Origin of the sequence: Streptococcus sp. A11 (genome assembly GCF_043674225.1) — a bacterium.
Taxonomy (GTDB): domain Bacteria; phylum Bacillota; class Bacilli; order Lactobacillales; family Streptococcaceae; genus Streptococcus; species Streptococcus suis_V.
Genome location: NZ_JBIMJS010000013.1, coordinates 52,164 through 69,305, shown reverse-complemented (window position 1 = coordinate 69,305; position 17,142 = coordinate 52,164). Strand labels below are relative to the sequence as shown.

18 protein-coding genes and 1 pseudogene are annotated in these 17,142 nt (G+C 43.8%); 17 read left to right on the top strand and 2 right to left on the bottom strand.

Annotated elements, in window-relative coordinates; all coding sequences use genetic code 11:
• Positions 1–211 precede the first annotated feature (211 nt).
• Complete coding sequence (locus ACHBIF_RS08395) at positions 212–928, top strand: YebC/PmpR family DNA-binding transcriptional regulator (protein WP_394719856.1); 717 nt, start codon at positions 212–214, stop codon at positions 926–928.
• A 433-nt stretch (positions 929–1,361) separates the two neighbouring features.
• On the opposite strand, the gene ACHBIF_RS08390 is transcribed toward ACHBIF_RS08395, so the two are convergent.
• Complete coding sequence (locus tag ACHBIF_RS08390; RefSeq protein WP_105160080.1) at positions 1,362–1,901, bottom strand: Gx transporter family protein; 540 nt, start codon at positions 1,899–1,901, stop codon at positions 1,362–1,364.
• Between the two features lie 190 nt (positions 1,902–2,091).
• Between ACHBIF_RS08390 and ACHBIF_RS08385 the strand changes: the two genes are divergently transcribed.
• From ACHBIF_RS08385 to ACHBIF_RS08335, 11 genes are all read left to right on the top strand, one after another.
• Entirely contained in the window at positions 2,092–3,975 is a 1,884-nt protein-coding gene (locus ACHBIF_RS08385; RefSeq protein WP_394719854.1) for an NAD(P)/FAD-dependent oxidoreductase, read from the top strand.
• Between the two features lie 17 nt (positions 3,976–3,992).
• Entirely contained in the window at positions 3,993–4,982 is a 990-nt protein-coding gene (locus ACHBIF_RS08380; RefSeq protein ID WP_394719852.1) for a polyprenyl synthetase family protein, read from the top strand.
• 73 nt (positions 4,983–5,055) lie between these two features.
• Entirely contained in the window at positions 5,056–5,559 is a 504-nt protein-coding gene (locus tag ACHBIF_RS08375; protein ID WP_105111186.1) for an FMN-binding protein, read from the top strand.
• Between the two features lie 68 nt (positions 5,560–5,627).
• A complete protein-coding gene (locus ACHBIF_RS08370; RefSeq protein WP_172067987.1) occupies positions 5,628–6,671 on the top strand; it encodes an FAD:protein FMN transferase in 1,044 nt (347 codons plus the stop codon).
• Positions 6,661–7,632: a 1,4-dihydroxy-2-naphthoate polyprenyltransferase gene (gene menA, locus ACHBIF_RS08365; RefSeq protein WP_394719849.1), complete on the top strand. Its 972-nt coding sequence runs from the start codon at positions 6,661–6,663 to the stop codon at positions 7,630–7,632. The genes ACHBIF_RS08370 and menA overlap by 11 nt, the downstream gene beginning before the upstream one ends.
• 78 nt (positions 7,633–7,710) lie before the next feature.
• A complete protein-coding gene (locus tag ACHBIF_RS08360) occupies positions 7,711–8,472 on the top strand; it encodes a hypothetical protein (RefSeq protein WP_172059510.1) in 762 nt (253 codons plus the stop codon).
• Positions 8,462–8,731, top strand: coding sequence for a PspC domain-containing protein (locus ACHBIF_RS08355; protein ID WP_105111189.1), 270 nt, complete (start codon positions 8,462–8,464; stop codon positions 8,729–8,731). Before ACHBIF_RS08360 ends, ACHBIF_RS08355 begins: the two co-directional genes overlap by 11 nt.
• 233 nt (positions 8,732–8,964) lie before the next feature.
• Positions 8,965–9,897, top strand: coding sequence for an HPr(Ser) kinase/phosphatase (gene hprK / locus ACHBIF_RS08350; protein WP_105111190.1), 933 nt, complete (start codon positions 8,965–8,967; stop codon positions 9,895–9,897).
• 1 nt (position 9,898) lies between these two features.
• Positions 9,899–10,675 (top strand): prolipoprotein diacylglyceryl transferase, encoded by a 777-nt coding sequence (lgt, locus tag ACHBIF_RS08345; RefSeq protein WP_394719846.1) that lies wholly within the window; start codon positions 9,899–9,901, stop codon positions 10,673–10,675.
• A gap of 12 nt (positions 10,676–10,687) precedes the next feature.
• A complete protein-coding gene (locus ACHBIF_RS08340; RefSeq protein ID WP_105111192.1) occupies positions 10,688–11,101 on the top strand; it encodes a DUF948 domain-containing protein in 414 nt (137 codons plus the stop codon).
• Positions 11,085–11,546, top strand: a complete 462-nt coding sequence (locus tag ACHBIF_RS08335; RefSeq protein WP_105111193.1) for a YtxH domain-containing protein — start codon at positions 11,085–11,087, stop codon at positions 11,544–11,546. The genes ACHBIF_RS08340 and ACHBIF_RS08335 overlap by 17 nt, the downstream gene beginning before the upstream one ends.
• A 106-nt stretch (positions 11,547–11,652) precedes the next feature.
• Here the strand turns inward: ACHBIF_RS08335 and ACHBIF_RS08330 are convergent, their stop codons facing one another.
• Positions 11,653–12,363, bottom strand: a complete 711-nt coding sequence (locus ACHBIF_RS08330; RefSeq protein ID WP_105111194.1) for a GntR family transcriptional regulator — start codon at positions 12,361–12,363, stop codon at positions 11,653–11,655.
• A 240-nt stretch (positions 12,364–12,603) separates the two neighbouring features.
• Here ACHBIF_RS08330 and ACHBIF_RS08325 point away from each other — a divergent pair, with 240 nt between their 5' ends.
• The 5 genes and pseudogenes from ACHBIF_RS08325 to ACHBIF_RS08305 all read left to right on the top strand — a co-directional run bounded on the left by ACHBIF_RS08325 (position 12,604) and on the right by ACHBIF_RS08305 (position 17,024).
• Complete coding sequence (locus ACHBIF_RS08325) at positions 12,604–14,376, top strand: beta-galactosidase family protein (protein WP_394719843.1); 1,773 nt, start codon at positions 12,604–12,606, stop codon at positions 14,374–14,376.
• Between the two features lie 13 nt (positions 14,377–14,389).
• Positions 14,390–14,776 (top strand): annotated as a pseudogene (locus ACHBIF_RS08320) (PTS system mannose/fructose/N-acetylgalactosamine-transporter subunit IIB); the annotation flags it as partial.
• Between the two features lie 138 nt (positions 14,777–14,914).
• Positions 14,915–15,811: a PTS mannose/fructose/sorbose/N-acetylgalactosamine transporter subunit IIC gene (locus ACHBIF_RS08315; RefSeq protein ID WP_394719865.1), complete on the top strand. Its 897-nt coding sequence runs from the start codon at positions 14,915–14,917 to the stop codon at positions 15,809–15,811.
• The gene (locus ACHBIF_RS08310; RefSeq protein ID WP_394719841.1) at positions 15,798–16,616 is read left to right on the top strand and encodes a PTS system mannose/fructose/sorbose family transporter subunit IID; all 819 of its coding nucleotides are present in this window, start codon (positions 15,798–15,800) and stop codon (positions 16,614–16,616) included. The genes ACHBIF_RS08315 and ACHBIF_RS08310 overlap by 14 nt, the downstream gene beginning before the upstream one ends.
• A gap of 3 nt (positions 16,617–16,619) precedes the next feature.
• Positions 16,620–17,024, top strand: coding sequence for a PTS sugar transporter subunit IIA (locus ACHBIF_RS08305; RefSeq protein WP_394719839.1), 405 nt, complete (start codon positions 16,620–16,622; stop codon positions 17,022–17,024).
• Positions 17,025–17,142 lie beyond the last annotated feature (118 nt).

Here is a 17,142-nt window from a genome sequence, read left to right as displayed (position 1 = left end):
TATCCCAAAAAATGTTTGGGCTACAAGTCACCGAGAGAATTTCTTATAGGTGGCTAACTCGGAATTGAAATTTGCCTAAATCCTTTCAACAATTATTTGTCCAACTTTTTGGGGTCAGTACATGTGAGCTTGTCTTTTGTTTTTAAAATCTTCTCAATCCTTGCCATTTATGGTATAATAAAGCGATTTTATAAAATGTAGGAGGTTCCCCATGGGACGTAAATGGGCCAATATTGTAGCCAAGAAAACCGCAAAAGACGGTGCTAACTCAAAAGTTTACGCCAAATTTGGTGTTGAAATCTATGTAGCAGCGAAAAAGGGTGACCCAGATCCAGAAACAAACTCAGCGCTGAAATTTGTTATCGACCGTGCTAAGCAAGCGCAGGTTCCAAAACACATCATAGACAAGGCCATTGACAAGGCAAAAGGAAACACAGACGAAACCTTCGTGGAAGGGCGTTACGAAGGGTTTGGACCAAATGGTTCGATGATTATCGTTGATACCTTGACTTCAAATGTGAACCGTACGGCAGCCAATGTTCGCTCTGCTTTTGGTAAAAACGGTGGTAACATGGGTGCATCTGGTTCTGTATCCTTCATGTTTGATAAAAAAGGTGTGGTTGTCTTTGCAGGTGATGACGCAGATGCCATCTTCGAATTGCTCCTAGAGGCAGATGTAGAAGTGGAAGATGTTGAAGGACATGAAGGGACAATCACTGTTTATACAGCTCCAACTGATTTGCACAAGGCAATCGTGGCACTGAAAGAATCAGGAATCCAAGAGTTTAACGTTACTGAACTGGAAATGATTCCACAATCAGAAGTATCACTTGACGGCGATGACCTCGCAACATTTGAAAAACTCTACGACGCCCTCGAAGACGACGAAGATGTACAAAAAATCTACACGAATGTAGATGGGTTCTAATAAAATTGGCAGTCCAGTGGACTGCCAATTTTATTAGAAGGCTGGAGATTGGAACTGCCGGCAGGCAGTTTTCTTTATACTCAAAAGTCCGGGGGACAGTCATTTTTATTAAAAGGTTGGAAATGAGAACCAGCGGCAGCTGGTTTTCTTTATTTTCAGCTGTCCATAAGGACAATTTTTGGCTTAAAAGGTTGGAAATTAGGATTGCTGGAAGACATCCTTTCTTTATCATTTCATGGTCTGTGGGACATATAAAATGACTAGAAAGTTGGAGATGAGAACCGCTGGTAGGCAGTTTTCTTTATACTCAAAAGTCCGGGTGACAGTCATTTTTGTTAAAAGGTTAGAAATTGGAATTGTCTAGAGGCAGTTCTTTTTCTGCCCTTGTTTTTTTTCAAAAAGAAAATCCCACCTTCTTAGAAATAAGGCATGCCTATTTCCATTGGGCCAGGATTTGTTTGTGGTAATGGTGGAGCGGTCCGACCTTTTCTAGTAGGTAGGTCGCAGCAAGGCCGACCAGTAGACCAGACAGGATGCCGGTAATTGATAAAATCGGCAGGTAGTTTAAAACGTAGAAGGAACGAGCGATGCTGGCAAAGACAAGCAGTTGTCCCAGATTGTGGAGCATGCCCCCCAGTATGGAGATGCCGATAGGGCTGACCCGTTTAGGTCCCAGTTGCTTTGAGGCGAGCATACCAAGATAGCTTAGGGTGACTCCAGCAAAACTGTAGAGAAAGGTAGAAAAAGTGCCGCCTAGAAAGGTAGCAATCAGCAGACGAAGGCCCACAACCTTTAAGCTGTCTTTGGTAGGAAGGGTGAAAATGGCAATCAAGCTAATGAGATTTCCCAGCCCTAGCTTGGCACCCGGCGCAAAGGCAAAAGGTGGAGTGATCAAGCGCTCAATGAGCGAAATGACCACAGCCTGAGCTGCCAGCATGGTGATAAAATTTAAGGTTTGTTGTTTCCGGTTCACCAGTTCTCGCCCCCTTTCAACCGATTGACTCGTGTCTATTCTTATCATTCTATCTTACTTTTTTTTTCTCAATCTGGCAAGCTTCCTCATAGATATTACTAGTTATTGAAATAGGGGCTTGAATTTTCTTCTATAAAAGTATATAATAATCTCATGTAAATCGTTACTATTTTCACAAGGAGGACACACTGTGACGAAAAATATTGTGATTGTTGGTGCTGGTTATGCAGGGATTGCAGCAGCACGTTTGCTCGGAAAGACATTTAAAAAGGACTCGGATGTAACCGTTACCCTGATTGATAAGAATTCCTTCCATACCTATATGACAGAGCTCCATGAGGTGGCTGCTGGTCGTGTAGAACCTAATGCGATTAAGTATGATTTACAACGCATTTTTGCCAAGTATCCTAAGGTTGACTTGGTAACTGATAAGGTTTTGGAAATCGACTATGATAAGAAACAGGTCATTGCTGAGCACCAGACCTTGGACTTTGACTACCTCTTGCTGGCTATGGGGGGCGAGGCCAATGACTTCGGTGTTAAAGGTGTTAAAGAGCATGGATTCACCCTCTGGTCAATTGAAGCGGCAGAGCGCTTGCACGATCACATGGTGGATGCCTGCTACCGTGCCATGCGTGAGCATGATGAGGCAAAACGTCGCGCCCTCTTGACCTTCACTGTTATCGGTGCAGGTTTCACTGGTATTGAAATGATTGGTGAGCTTATTGACTGGGTACCGATCCTGGCACGTGAGTTCAAGCTTGATCCAAAAGAATTCTCGCTCAAGGTTGTTGAGGCAATGCCAAATATCTTGGCCATGGTGACTGAGAAAGAACAAGTTAAGGCTAAGAAATACCTTGAGAAAAAAGGTGTTGAATTGGTTCTCGGTGACGGTGTTGCTAGCGTACAAGAAGACAGCCTGACCCTGTCATCAGGTCGCCAAATTCCGACCTACACCTCTATCTGGACAGCCGGTGTTCAAGCCAACACAGACGCTGCAGAGTTCGGAATTGAACGTGCGCGTGCAGGACGTCTGGTTGCAAACGAGTACATGGAAGCAAAAGGCCGTGAGAACGTCTATGTTGCCGGTGACTTGGTTTACTTTGAAGAAAGCGAAGGCAAGCCAACACCGCAAATCGTACAGGCTGCTGAGCAGACAGGTCACACAGCTGCAAGCAATATCGTTGCAGCCATTAAGGGTGGCGAAAAACATGCCTACAAAGGTAAATACGACGGCTTCATGGTATCTATCGGTGCCCGTTATGGCGTAGCCTTCTTGATGGACAAGTACCACATGTCAGGTTTCCTGGCTATGGCTGTCAAACACATGGTCAACTTGCTCTACTTCTTTACCATCCGTAGCTTCTTCTACATGGGTGCCTATGTTCGTCATGAATTCTTTGATATTCAGAACAAGCGTAATATCTTCGGTGGCCATACTTCTGGTAAGGGCAATCTCCTTTGGTCTCTACCAATGCGCCTGCTCTACGGTTCAGTTTGGCTTTATGAGGGTGTGAAAAAGGCCTTTGGTCTTTTCGGTACGACTTCATGGTTCGGTGACCAAGTTGTCTTCCCATTCCCATGGTTGGCAGATCCTGTTTCTGGAGCATCGGCTGCAGAAGCTGTATCTGGAGCGTCTGAGGTAGTAGCAGAAATGGCAGATCCAATCTTTGGTCTCAGCTATGCTTATGGTGAAACGCCGATGACGGTCTTGGAATCAATGCCAGATTGGTTTGCGTCAATTATGGAATTTATGATGCCTAACCAAGAAGTTGCTCTCTTTATGCAGAAATTCATGACCATCACCGAAATCGGTATCGGTTTGGCTTTGATTGGTGGTGCCTTTGTATGGTTGGTATCTGCCATCACAGTTATATTCGTTATCATGTTTAGCTTGTCTGGTATGTTCTACTGGGTTAACATCTGGTTCATCCCGGCGGCAATCTCGCTCATGAATGGTGCCGGTCGTGCCTTTGGTTTGGACTACTGGATTATGCCATGGTTGGGTCGCTTCCTTGATAAGCTCGTCTATGGTAGACCCAAGCATATTTATCGTAAGAATGACAAAAAATAAAGGACAAATAAGAACTAGTGGTACATAAAATTTGGAAGGCCTATCCTGAGGTTGAAGCTGGATTAGAGCAGGTCAAGGCTATCATCAAATCTGAGATGGTAGTCTTGCACCCTGATGTAAAAGAGAAAATTGATCAGTACATCGATGCTCCTGGTAAATACCTCAGGGCAGGTCTTTGCCTTTTTTTAGCCAGGGAGACAGAAGGCCAGATAGTTCCTGCCAAGCTCTATTTTGCTGCTCATCTGGAGGTTCTGCATTTGGCGACCCTCATTCATGATGATGTGATTGACCAGGCTGACTACCGTAGAGGTATCCAGGCTGCCCACATTCAATTTTCCAATCGTATTGCTATTTATGCAGGAGATTATCTCTTGGCCTATGCAGGTCGTCTCTTGGCCCAGGGGCTCCGGCAATTGGACCTTGAAGAAAAAGACGTTCACCTGGCTCACCATAAAATCGTCGAATGGATTTTGAGGGGGGAGCTGGAGCAACTCCTGAATGCCTATAATGTGAACATGACGCCAAGGGCTTATTTAAAGCAAATTCAAGGGAAAACGGCTAGTTTATTCGGCTATGCCTATCAATTGGGCCTCTTCTATCCTGGACAGTCCTTGAGTCATGCGCGCCAGGCCTATCGAGCAGGCCGTGATTTGGGAATGGCCTTTCAAATTCGTGATGATTTGATTGACTACAAACTAGATTTGTCAGAGTCTGGCAAGCCAGGCTTGCAGGATGTCCAAAATGGTATTTATACCCTTCCCCTGTTGTTAGCTTTACAAGACAATGAAGACCTGGCTGCTGATTTCGAGGAGTTGGTCAATGAATCTAGTCCCGAAAAGTTGACAGACTTGCACCAAAAAATTCTAGCTACGTCTGCTCTTGAGCGGACGGAGATAATCCTAAACCAGTATCTGGACAGGTCCTCTAGGCATTTGAGGAAGCTTTCTCCACAGGCTGCAGACTCGGTAAACGCTTTTTTGAGTGAGTTCTTTCACAAATATTTCTAAAAACGCTAGACATTTTTGAAAAAAAGTTATATCATAATATAAGAAAAACAAATAATTCCAAAGGAGTATTTATATGAAATCAACAAAATGGATGTTGAAAAGTGTCTTGGTTCTTGGTGCAGCCCTCACTTTGGTAGCATGTGGTGCTAAAGAAGAAGCAGCAACAACAGCTTCTTCTGCTGAAACTGCAGCTTCTGAAGCAACTGCAACAGCAACTTGGAAAGATGGTACTTACAAAGCTGAGTCTGATTTCGATGAGCGCGGTTGGAAGTTTGTACATGAAATTACTATCAAGGATGGTAAAATCACTGCTTCAACAGCTGACTATGAAAATGCTGACGGTGCTTTGAAGTCTGAAGACGAAGAGTACAACAAAAACATGGAAGCAAAATCAGGGATCTCATCTAAAGATGCAACTGACAAGCTTGACGAAGAACTTCTTGCAGCTCAAAGCGCAGATGTAGAAGTTGTATCTGGTGCGACTAATACTTCTGAAAACTTCAAGAAATCAGTTGAAGAGCTCTTGAAAGCTGCTGAAGAAGGAAATACTGAAACAGTAAAATTGACATTTGAATAATCTATTCAAAAACAAGAGGGAAACACGGTAGCCAGCCTACTGTGTTTTCTGTTTAGAGAGGATAATCTATGAAAAAAGCGCTAAGATGGCTCTGTTTGAGTCTTGTGCTGATTCTATTAGTCGCTTGTGGCAAGAAAGAAGAGGCTCTGCCTGTCATCAAAAGTCCCTTGACCCGTAGCGAAAGTCTGCTCCACACCGTGGTCCAGCTCAGTATCTACCATGAAGGTCAGGAAGAGGTTATGGATCGGGCTGTTGCCTATATCAAGGAAATGGAAGGTCTACTATCAACCAACCTTGAGGGATCAGATGTCTACCGTATCAATCAAGCGGCTGGGAAAGAGCCGGTTGTCGTTGATGAGAGGACCTTTGAGGTTCTGGAAACTGCTCTTGAGATGGGCAAGGAAAGCGACGGCCTCTTTGATGTATCTATTGGTGCCGTCAGCAATCTCTGGAAAATCGGAGATCCAGATGCCCGCAAGCCTTCGGACGAGGAAATCAAAGCAGCTCTGCCATTTATTGACTATAAAAAGATCCAGCTAGACAAGGAGAAAAAGACAGTCTTTATTGAGGAGGGGATGACCCTGGAGCTGGGGGCTATTTCCAAGGGCTATATCGCCGATAAAGTACGGGAACTCTTTGCCAGCAAAGCTATCACGACGGCTATCATCAATCTGGGAGGCAACGTAGTGGTTATGGGGGATTCCCCTTCTAGTCAAGATGGCTGGAATGTCGGCGTGCAAGACCCTGATGAAGTGCGTGGAGCTACCGTGGGCTCTGTCCCTGGCACTCACGATTCTGTCGTGACGTCCGGTATCTATGAGCGCTATGTCGAGGTGGATGGGGTCAAATACCACCATATCCTTAATCCCAAGACCGGTTATCCTGTGGAAAATGACATCTCTGGTGTTACAGTCTTTTCGCAATCGTCTATGCAGGGTGATGCCCTATCGACAACCCTCTTCCTTTTAGGAGTGGAAAAGGGGCTTGATTTTATCAATCAACAGGAAGGTGTCGAGGCTGTTTTCATTGATAAAGACCAGGGAGTTCATGTCAGTGATGGTTTAAAAGATTCATTTGAACTAAGCAACGAGGAGTATCATCTTGTCAACTAATAGTAAAAAAGGGCTAACCTTGCCCGTATTCCTAGAATTTGTAGAGCTCAAAACCAAGCTTGCCAGTGTCTTTCCTATGACCATCGGCATTCTTTGGGCTTTCTACCGCTACCAAACCTTCAATTGGCTCAACACCCTGCTCTTTGTCCTGGCTGTCCTTAGCTTTGACATGTGCACAACTGCTATTAACAACAGCATGGATTTTCACAAGGCCAAGGACGAGGTCTATCGTCAAGAGAGCAATGTTATCGGAAAGTTTGCCCTTGATTTCAAGCAGATGATTGGCATCGTCCTCGGTCTACTGGTCTTTTCAAGCCTGGTTTCCCTTATCTTAGTTTGGCAGACCAGTTGGTTGCTCTTGCCTATGGGGGCTGTTTGTTTTTTGATTGGGATTTTCTACACCTTCGGTCCCATTCCGCTTTCCCGCATGCCGCTGGGCGAGGTGTTTTCTGGAGTGACCATGGGGTTGGGGATTTTCTTACTAGCTGTCTTTATCCAGGCGCCTGACAGTCTTCTGCTTGCTCGTTTGGATGGGCAATGGCTGAGATTGCAAGTTGATTGGATTAAGGTTTTGGAAATTCTCTTCATGTCCTTGCCCTTGGTGACCTTGATTGCCAATATCATGTTGGCCAATAACACCTGCGACCTGGAAGAGGATATCCGTAACCACTGCTATACCTTGGTCTATTATATCGGAAAGAAATATGCGCTCCAACTTTATTTTACTCTTGCTAGTCTGCCCTGGTTGCTCTGGTTGATTTATTGCCTGACAGGATTTTTGCCAATCTGGGCCTTGCTCGGTCTACTTGGAATCATTCCTGCCTACAAGAGTTTGAAGAGATTCCTGAAAAAGCAGGTTAAGGGAGAAACCTTTATCGAAGCTGTGAAAAGCTTTGTCCTCTTTGCAGCTATCTATGTCTTGTTTTTAGTAGTAGCCATTATCTTTTGGAGCTGGAAATAGTAAATGATAGAATCAGTCTTCGGGCTGATTCTTTTCTGCTTTTATATGCTATACTAGAAGAGAATTGAGGTGGATGGAATGTCACGAACACAAGAAGAACGCTTGATAGAACTATATGAAAAGGGGGTGCTAACCAAGGCAGAAGCACGGGCTCTGTTTTTGGAATTAGACCAACAGCCGGAATTTCTCTTGGAGGATGAAAAAGCTAAATTGAGCTTTAGTCTGACCAATCTCAAGGTATTTTCTTCCAATAAGCGCAAGCAAGAATATAGCTTTGACGGAATCGAATCTCTTTTTCTCAATATCCTAGCAGGGCGTTTGACCGTGACCCAATCCAAGACGGACCAGGTGGGCCTTGAGATTATCTATCAAGAAAATGCACCTGAGGAAAAACTCCCCCAGCTCTATGTGGAGAAAAAGGGTCTCTATTTTTCTAGTAGTCTGCCCTGCAAACTGACTATTAGCTTGCCTCAGCGCTGGATGTCGGTCTTTGACCTGGACCTGGGTCAAGCAGATGCCCGCTTGGATTACCTGCCTTTTGAAGACATTTCCATCCGAAGTTCGAAGGATAAAAAACAACAGGATATCCGTTTGAACACATGTGGTGGTTATGCCCAACATCTCTATGTCCAGCTGGATCAAGCACCCTTGATATTGCAGGCTGGAAAGGGGCAAGGAATTCAAGGAAAAATTGAATCGGAGACTGGACAAATTCGAGTCAATCGCCGGAAAAAAATCAGTCCCTACCGATTTGAGAAATCAGGCGATGATGTGCTCTATATCCGTGCTCAGACTGGTCAAAGTGCCTTTTATGTGAAAGGAATAAAAGATGTCGATTGAATTATATAAATGCAAACAGGGAAAAGTCTTAGCTGGTGTACTGGCTGGCCTAGCCCACAAGCTGGGCTGGGAAGTCTGGCTGGTTCGTGGCTTATTCTTAGCCAGTCTATTGATCGGTAGAGCTTCCTTGCTAACCTTGGTCCTCTATATAGCAGGTGCCTATTTTCTTCCCTACAAGGAAGAGCAGGATGCTGAGCGTTATGGAATGGGCCCACGAAAAATCAAGGATGCTGAAAAAATTCGGAAAAACTGGTTTTAAGAACAGGGTTTGGGAGCTTTCTTCCAAACTTTTTCTTATTTGTTACCAATTAGTGTTGCTTATGGTATAATATACTGAGAACCGTATTCACAGCTCGGTACCTGAGATAAGGCTTGTTTTTCTCGAAATACAGTCAGTATTGTAGCAAAAACGGCTTTGATGTGAGAAAACGATTTCTTATTTAAAGGTACCGTACTTGTGGATACAATTTCAGAGCGAAAGAGAGGGATTGCATGACAGTATATGTAAAAGATTTGGTGGATAATCTGCGGATTGAGCCTGCGTATAGTACAGAAGAGTTGTTGCGCAAGGAAATTACAACAGCTGATATTACGCGTCCAGGCTTGGAGATGACGGGCTATTTTGACTATTACGCTCCAGAGCGGATTCAGCTCATGGGGATGAAAGAGTGGTCTTATATGATGGCCATGACAGCCCATAACCGCTATCAGGTCCTATCGCAGATGTTTCAGCCGGAAACGCCGGTGATTATCGTAGCCCGTGATTTGGAAATTCCTGAGGAGATGTACAAGGCGGCCAAGGAAAAGAAAATTGCGATCTGCCGTAGCAAGACAGCGACCAGTCGTTTGTCTGGGGAATTATCTTCTTTCCTAGATAGTCGTTTGGCCCAACGGACCAGTGTTCACGGAGTTCTCATGGATATTTATGGCATGGGTGTTCTCATCCAGGGAGATTCTGGTATCGGTAAGAGTGAAACTGGTTTGGAATTGGTTAAGCGTGGTCATCGCCTGGTAGCGGATGACCGTGTGGATATTTTTGCTAAGGATGATGTGACTCTGTGGGGTGAGCCAGCAGAAATTCTGCGCCACCTATTGGAAATCCGTGGGGTCGGTATCATTGATATCATGAGTCTCTATGGTGCGAGTGCCGTTAAGGATTCATCAGAGGTTCAGTTGGCGGTTTATCTGGAAAATTATGAAACAGGCAAGGTCTTTGACCGTCTGGGCAATTCAGGCGACACCATCGAGATTGCAGGTGTTGAAATTCCGCAAATCCGTATCCCTGTCAAAACTGGTCGAAACATCTCTGTCGTGATTGAAGCAGCTGCTATGAACTACCGTGCCAAGCAGATGGGCTTTGATGCGACCAAGATGTTTGAAGAACGCTTGACCAACTTGATCGAAACAAACAAGGAAGAGGTCTAGTATGGGGCCAATTGCTATTCAATTAGGGCCTCTGGAGATCCGCTGGTATGCAATCTGTATTTTGACAGGCTTGATTCTAGGTGTGTATTTGGCATCGAAAGAGGCACCTAGAAAGAAAATTTCTTCAGATGATATCCTGGATTTTATCCTCTGGGCTTTTCCTATTTCAATCATTGGGGCTCGCATTTACTATGTCGTCTTTTCCTGGGACCAGTATAAGGACAACTTGCTGGATGTCATTGCCATTTGGAATGGTGGGATTGCTATCTATGGTGGTCTGATAACTGGTGCCTTGGTCCTCTATTTCTTTACCAGATACCGGTTTATCGAGACCATGGACTTCCTGGATGTAGTAGCACCATCGGTTATGCTGGCACAGGCTATTGGCCGCTGGGGCAATTTCTTTAACCAGGAGGCCTATGGTGCAGAGGTAGCCAACTTGGACTACCTACCAAGCTTTATCCGAGACCAGATGTTTATCGATGGTGCCTATCGCCAGCCGACCTTCCTCTTTGAATCTGTCTGGAATATCCTTGGTTTTGCTCTCATCTGTGTCTTGCGCAGAAGACCGAAATTCCTCAAGCAGGGAGAAATCACCGCCTTTTACCTGATTTGGTATGGCTGCGGTCGTCTCTTGATTGAAGGCATGCGGACAGATAGTCTCATGTTCTTTGGCATTCGAGTGTCCCAATGGCTGTCAGGACTACTTATCCTAGTCGGTATCAGCATGGTCCTGGTGCGGAGAAGAAAATCCACAGTTCCCTATTATCAATCCTAAAAAGGAGAATATATGTTAATCGAAATTTCAGTATTGATCATTGCCTTGTCCATTGCGGCAGTGGCTATCTACCTGGTCCTGCTCTTGCAAAAAGTCGGCAAGGTGACAGATGAGGCCCAGCAAACCATTAAGGTCTTGACCAGTGATGTCAATGTGACCCTCTTTCAGGCCAATGAAATCCTAGCCAAGACCAATGTCCTGGTCGACGATGTCAATGGCAAGGTGTCAACTCTCGACCCGCTCTTTGTGGCAGTGGCAGACTTGTCGACTTCAGTGTCCGACCTCAATGCCTCGGCGCGTGATTTGACAGTCAAGGCCAAGTCAGCGGGCAAATCAACGGCTAAAGCAGGCGGAGCCCTCTCTGCCCTTACAACAGTATCATCTCTCTTAGGAAAGAAAGGAGCAAAAAATGGTAAAAAAATCTAGTATCGTCACAAGCCTCTTGCTGGGTGCAGCAGGTGGAGCGGCAGCAGCAGCTTTTCTGGCTACCAAAACAGGGAAGGCAGTAAAGGATAAGGTGATTTCTTTTGCTAATGACTACAAGGAAAACCATGAAGAAATCAATGCCGACCTAGTCTCTAAGGCTCAGGATTTGGGCAAGCAAGCCACGGATAAATTTACAGAGGTCAAGTCTCAACTGGAAACAGGTGAATTGACGGTCGAGGACCTGGTGCAGACAGGCAAAGAGAAGTCTAAGGATTTGTTTGAATCAATCAAGTCTAAGACAGTCCATGCGCCAACAGTTGATGAAGAAGATGTCGAAGATGCAGTGATTGTGTCTGAAGATATTGAAATGGACATTGCGGACGTCGTAATAGAATCAGTTGTCGAAGCAGTTGAAGAAGACCAGACTTCGGAAACTGAACTCTAATCATAACATGAAAAATTGGGTAGAGCAGTCTATCTAATTTTTTTGTATAGGTTGAAGCATCAGAGTAGACAAAAACACCATGGTTTTCCATGGTGTTTGCCGATTTTTAGCGCTTGTTGGCAGAAATTTCAATCTTATAGTATTTCCAGTGTTTATAAGTCTCTACATATTCAATCACTTCATTGCTGCCACTCTTATGTGTAGTGCGGATTTGAAGAATGCTTGGTTCTTTTGCCTGAAGCTTCAACTGTTCCTTGACATCCTTAGGTGAAGGGAAAACAATTTCATTGGTTTCCACATAAGGTTCCTCAGACATGTGGATATTGAAGTCTAGCTTAAATCGTTGATAGAGTGATTGGAAATGCGAGAGATCTGCTTGAGGCTGTTGAATATATCGAGCAGGGATGTAAGACTGGTGGTAAATATAAGGTTGACCATCTGTTGTACGCACGCGAGAAATCTTGTAATAGAAGTCATTGCTATCCAATTGAAGCTTTTCAAGAATATGAGCTTCATTTCCTTTTTCACAACCCAGCACTGTGACAGTGTCGTTGCCGATAGGGAAAATCTCGATATCAGAAAACTCAACAAGCTTTCCTTTGCGAGAACGAGAAACGAAGGTTCCTTTACCCTGTTGGCGAACGAGGTAGCCGTCCTTAACCAATTCATTGACTGCACGGATAACAGTGATAGAACTTACGTTAAATAGCTTGGTTAACTCAGCTTCGGTGTAAAACTTATCGCCATTCTCAAATTTTCCTGAAATAATTTGCTGACGAAGATCGTTTTGAACTAATTGATACTTAGGTACTTTCATAGTAGGTTTCCTTTCTTTTTCCTAATACTTCCCTTTAACTTTCATTATACTAAATATCTTTAAAATTGAAAACTGGAAATGCTCAAAATTGCTCAAAAATGCACAAATTTCTTTCAAAAATAGGCTTTGAAAAAAATTTAAAAAATTTTACATTTTTTCAAAAAAACTACTGGACATAACCAGTAATTTGTGTTAATATATTGATAACAAAGGGATGCAGTGACATCGGAGGCAAAATAAATGCAGAAATTTGAAATAAAGGATCAGTTCTATTTGGATCAGAAGTCTTTCAAAATTCTTTCTGGTGCAATTCATTATTTTCGGGTTCACCCTGATGATTGGTATCACTCTTTGTACAATTTAAAGGCCCTGGGTTTTAATACAGTTGAAACCTACGTCCCCTGGAACTTGCACGAGCCTCAGAAAGGTCAGTTCAACTACGAAGGAATCTTAGACATCGAACGATTTCTAAGCATTGCTCAGGATTTAGGGCTATATGCTATTGTTCGTCCTTCCCCCTATATTTGCGCAGAGTGGGAATGGGGAGGTCTCCCCGCTTGGTTGATGACGGAGGAGCTTCGGATACGTTCGCACGATGCAACTTATCTGAGGCATTTAGATGAATATTACGCTTCTCTTCTTCCGAAATTGGCCAAGCACCAACTCTCACAAGGTGGAAACATTCTCATGTTCCAAGTGGAAAATGAATATGGTTCCTACGGTGAGGACAAGGAATACCTGAGAGCAGTAGCAGATTTGATGAGAAAGCATGGCCTGACAGCTCCCTTTTTCACATCGGATGGTCCATGGAGAGCCACTCTGAGAGCTGGTACCCTGATAGACGATGATGTTTTGGTCACAGGAAACTTTGGTTCCAAGGCTGCAGAAAACTTTGCTATGATGCAAGATTTCTTCGATGAATACGATAAGAAGTGGCCACTCATGTGTATGGAATTTTGGGATGGATGGTTCAATCGCTGGGGAGATGAGATTATTCGCCGGGATCCAGATGAGCTTGCCCAGTCTGTCATGGATTGTATCCAGCTTGGGTCTATCAATCTTTACATGTTCCATGGAGGGACTAACTTCGGCTTTATGAACGGCTGTTCGGCCCGGGGTCAGATTGATTTACCACAGGTAACTTCCTATGACTACGATGCCATCTTGGATGAGGCGGGGAATCCTACTAAGAAATTCTATGCTATTCAATCCTTGATGAAGGAAGCCTATCCAGAATTGAACTATGCTGAACCACTCATTAAAGCAGCCAAAGCCTACCCATCGGTGGAATTAGAGGCAAAAGTTAGTCTCTTTGGGACACTAGAAAATGTAAGCGGTTCCCTATCTAGCTTCTATCCACAAAATATGGAAGAGTTGGGTCAGAATACAGGCTACATTCTCTACCAGACTACCATTGAAAAGGATAAGGATGAGGCGGAACGGTTTAGAGTGATTGATGCGCGTGACAGGATACAGGTCTATGCAGATGGCCATCTGGTCACAACTCAGTATCAGACGGAAATCGGTGAGGATATTGAGCTGGATTTGCAGAATCAGCACACCGACATTTCAATCCTGGTCGAAAATATGGGACGTGTCAATTATGGCCACAAGCTAACCGCACCAACCCAGTCCAAAGGTATTGGTCGGGGCGCGATAGCTGATCTTCACTTTATCGGCAATTGGCAAACCTATCCTCTCCCCCTAGAATCTGTGGAAACGGTAGATTTTACCAAGGAGTGGAAGGAAGGGCAACCAGCCTTTTACCGCTACCGATTTGAAGTGGATGAACTGGCAGACACCTACCTGGACATGACAGGATTTGGTAAGGGTGTAGTATTTGTAAACAATGTTAATATTGGTCGGTTTTGGGAAAAAGGCCCAATCCTCTATCTCTATCTTCCGAAAGGATACTTAAAGAAAGGAGAGAATGAAATAGTCGTCTTCGAGACGGAAGGGATATATAGAGAAAGCATTACCTTTTCACAAGAACCCATCTATAAAGAAATCTAAAAGGAGAACGAGTATGGCAATTATTGCTACACGTATTGATGGTCGTTTGATCCACGGTCAAGTTGCTAACCTTTGGACTACAAAGTTAAATATCGGTCGTATCATGGTTATTGACGATGCTGTTGCTCAAAATGACATTGAAAAACAAGGATTGAAATTAGCTTGCCCACCGGGAGTAAAATTATCTATTTTACCAATCGAAAAAGCAGCTAACAATATCAAAGAAGGTAAGTATGATAGTCAACGTCTTTTGATTGTTGCTCGTCGCCCAGAAAACTTCCTTCGTTTGGTTGAATATGGAGTTGAATTGGCAGAATTGAACGTAGGAAATATGTCTCAATCACCAGAAACTCGCTCTGTAACACGTTCTATCAACGTTGTAGATAAGGACATTGCAGACTTCGATGCCTTGGTTGCAAAAGGTGTGAAATTGATTGCCCAAATGGTGCCAGGTGACACACCAAAAGACTTTATGCCATTGTTGGATAAAGTAAGATAATTTACGGATATTTTTGAAAAATTTTAAAGGAGGATCACTATTATGCAATGGTGGCAAATATTACTTCTAACGCTCTACTCTGCTTATCAGATCTGTGATGAGTTGACAATTGTATCGTCAGCTGGTTCACCTGTATTTGCAGGTTTCATCTCTGGTTTAATCATGGGAGATTTGGCAACTGGTTTGACAATCGGAGCGTCTCTTCAATTGATGGTACTCGGTGTGGGTACTTTCGGTGGTGCATCTCGTATCGACGCAACTTCTGGTGCAGTTCTTGCAACAGCCTTCTCAGTATCACAAGGTATTGATCCAGAGTTGGCAGTAGCAACAATTGCGGTACCAGTAGCTGCACTCCTTGTATATACAGATATCGCTGGTCGTTTCTCAACTACTTACTTTGCACACCGTGTGGATGCAGCGGTTGAAAAATTTGACTACGCAGCAATCGAACGCAACTACCTTCTCGGTGCTATCCCATGGGCACTCTCTCGTGCACTTCCTGTTTGGCTAGCACTTGCATTCGGTGGTGAATTCGTAGATACAATGGTACAAGCTATCAAAGAATATCAATGGATTGCTAACGGTTTGACTCTTGCAGCACGTATGCTTCCAGGTCTTGGTTTCGCTATCCTTCTTCACTACCTTCCACTTAAACGCAACCTTCACTACTTGGCAGTTGGTTTTGCCCTTACAGCTATGTTGACTGTTCTTTACGGTAACGTATCTGCATTGGGTGGTGCTGTAGCTGGCATCGTTGGTACTCTTCCAGAAGATTCTGGTGTAGCATTTGTAAACAACTTCAAAGGTTTGTCAATGATTGGTATCGCAATTATTGGTATCTTCCTTTCAGTTTTACACTATATCAACAGCCAAAAAGTAGCAGTAGTTGCTCCATCAAATTCAGAAAGTGGGGAAATTGACGATGACGAAATCTAATTACAAATTAACAAAAGAAGATTTTAATCAAATCAACAAACGTAGCTTGTTCACTTACCAACTTGGTTGGAACTATGAGCGCATGCAAGGTTCAGGTTACCTTTACATGATCTTGCCTCAATTGCGTAAAATGTATGGAGATGGCACTCCTGAGTTGAAGGAAATGATGAAATTGCATACTCAATTCTTCAATACTTCACCATTCTTCCATACCATTATCACAGGTATTGACTTGGCGCTTGAGGAAAGCGATGGCGTAGCTTCTAAAGATGCGGTAAATGGTATCAAGACTGGTTTGATGGGTCCATTTGCACCAATCGGTGACTCTATCTTTGGTTCATTGGTTCCAGCAATCATGGGTACAATTGCAGCGACCTTGGCTTCTGATGGTAACCCAATTGGTATCTTCCTTTGGGTAGCAGTTGCAGTAGCTTATGACATCTTCCGTTGGAAACAGTTGGAAATTGCTTACAAAGAAGGTACTAAACTCATCACAACTATGCGTGATAAGTTGACTGCTCTTGTTGACGCTGCATCAGTAATGGGTGTCTTCATGATGGGTGCTTTGATCGCTACTATGATTAACTTTGAAGTATCATGGGCTCCAGCAATTGGTGAGAAAACAATCGATATCCAAGACTTGCTTAACTCAATCTTCCCACGTTTGGTACCAGCTATCTTTACAGGTTTTGTATTCTGGCTCCTTGGTCGTAAAGGTATGACTTCTACAAAAGCAATCTTAATCCTTATCTTGATTGCAATTGGTTTGTCAGCTATTGGTCACTTCGTATTTGGTATGGCATAAGATATGGCTAAGAATTTAATTTTAGTAAGTCACGGTCTCTTCTGTGAGGAGTTGAAAAAATCTACTGAGATGATTATGGGTCCTCAGGAAAATATTTTCACAGTTGCTCTCTTACCAGAAGAAGGTCCAGAAGACTTCCAGAGAAAATTTGAAGATACAATTGCAGAATTAGAAGACTTTGTTGTATTCGCTGACTTGTTGGGCGGAACACCTTCAAACGTTGTTTCCCGTAAATTGATTGACGGTGGCCAGTTTGACCTCTATGCAGGTATGAACATGCCAATGGTTATCGGTTTCTTGAACGGTGTCCTACTTGGTGAAGCAGTAGACTATGTTGGATTTGGTACAAGCAACCTCGTCCACGTCAACAGCCTATTAACAAGTGATGAGGATGATGAAGATGAGTGAAACAGTCAGGGAAGTGACTGTTTCAGCCCGAGCCTAGAAACTGAAAAGCGAGGACAGTCTGGGAAGTTGAAACAGTTTGGGGAACTGTTTCAACTGGTCACCTTGAAATGAAAGAGTG

Coding starts and splice junctions, on each gene's coding strand:
- ACHBIF_RS08395 (WP_394719856.1), top strand. CDS start 212: ATGGGACGTAAATGGGCCAATATTGTAGCCAAGAAAACCGCAAAAGAC.
- ACHBIF_RS08375 (WP_105111186.1), top strand. CDS start 5,056: ATGAAATCAACAAAATGGATGTTGAAAAGTGTCTTGGTTCTTGGTGCA.
- ACHBIF_RS08370 (WP_172067987.1), top strand. CDS start 5,628: ATGAAAAAAGCGCTAAGATGGCTCTGTTTGAGTCTTGTGCTGATTCTA.
- ACHBIF_RS08360 (WP_172059510.1), top strand. CDS start 7,711: ATGTCACGAACACAAGAAGAACGCTTGATAGAACTATATGAAAAGGGG.
- ACHBIF_RS08355 (WP_105111189.1), top strand. CDS start 8,462: ATGTCGATTGAATTATATAAATGCAAACAGGGAAAAGTCTTAGCTGGT.
- hprK (WP_105111190.1), top strand. CDS start 8,965: ATGACAGTATATGTAAAAGATTTGGTGGATAATCTGCGGATTGAGCCT.
- lgt (WP_394719846.1), top strand. CDS start 9,899: ATGGGGCCAATTGCTATTCAATTAGGGCCTCTGGAGATCCGCTGGTAT.
- ACHBIF_RS08340 (WP_105111192.1), top strand. CDS start 10,688: ATGTTAATCGAAATTTCAGTATTGATCATTGCCTTGTCCATTGCGGCA.
- ACHBIF_RS08335 (WP_105111193.1), top strand. CDS start 11,085: ATGGTAAAAAAATCTAGTATCGTCACAAGCCTCTTGCTGGGTGCAGCA.
- ACHBIF_RS08330 (WP_105111194.1), bottom strand. CDS start 12,363: ATGAAAGTACCTAAGTATCAATTAGTTCAAAACGATCTTCGTCAGCAA.
- ACHBIF_RS08325 (WP_394719843.1), top strand. CDS start 12,604: ATGCAGAAATTTGAAATAAAGGATCAGTTCTATTTGGATCAGAAGTCT.
- ACHBIF_RS08310 (WP_394719841.1), top strand. CDS start 15,798: ATGACGAAATCTAATTACAAATTAACAAAAGAAGATTTTAATCAAATC.
- ACHBIF_RS08305 (WP_394719839.1), top strand. CDS start 16,620: ATGGCTAAGAATTTAATTTTAGTAAGTCACGGTCTCTTCTGTGAGGAG.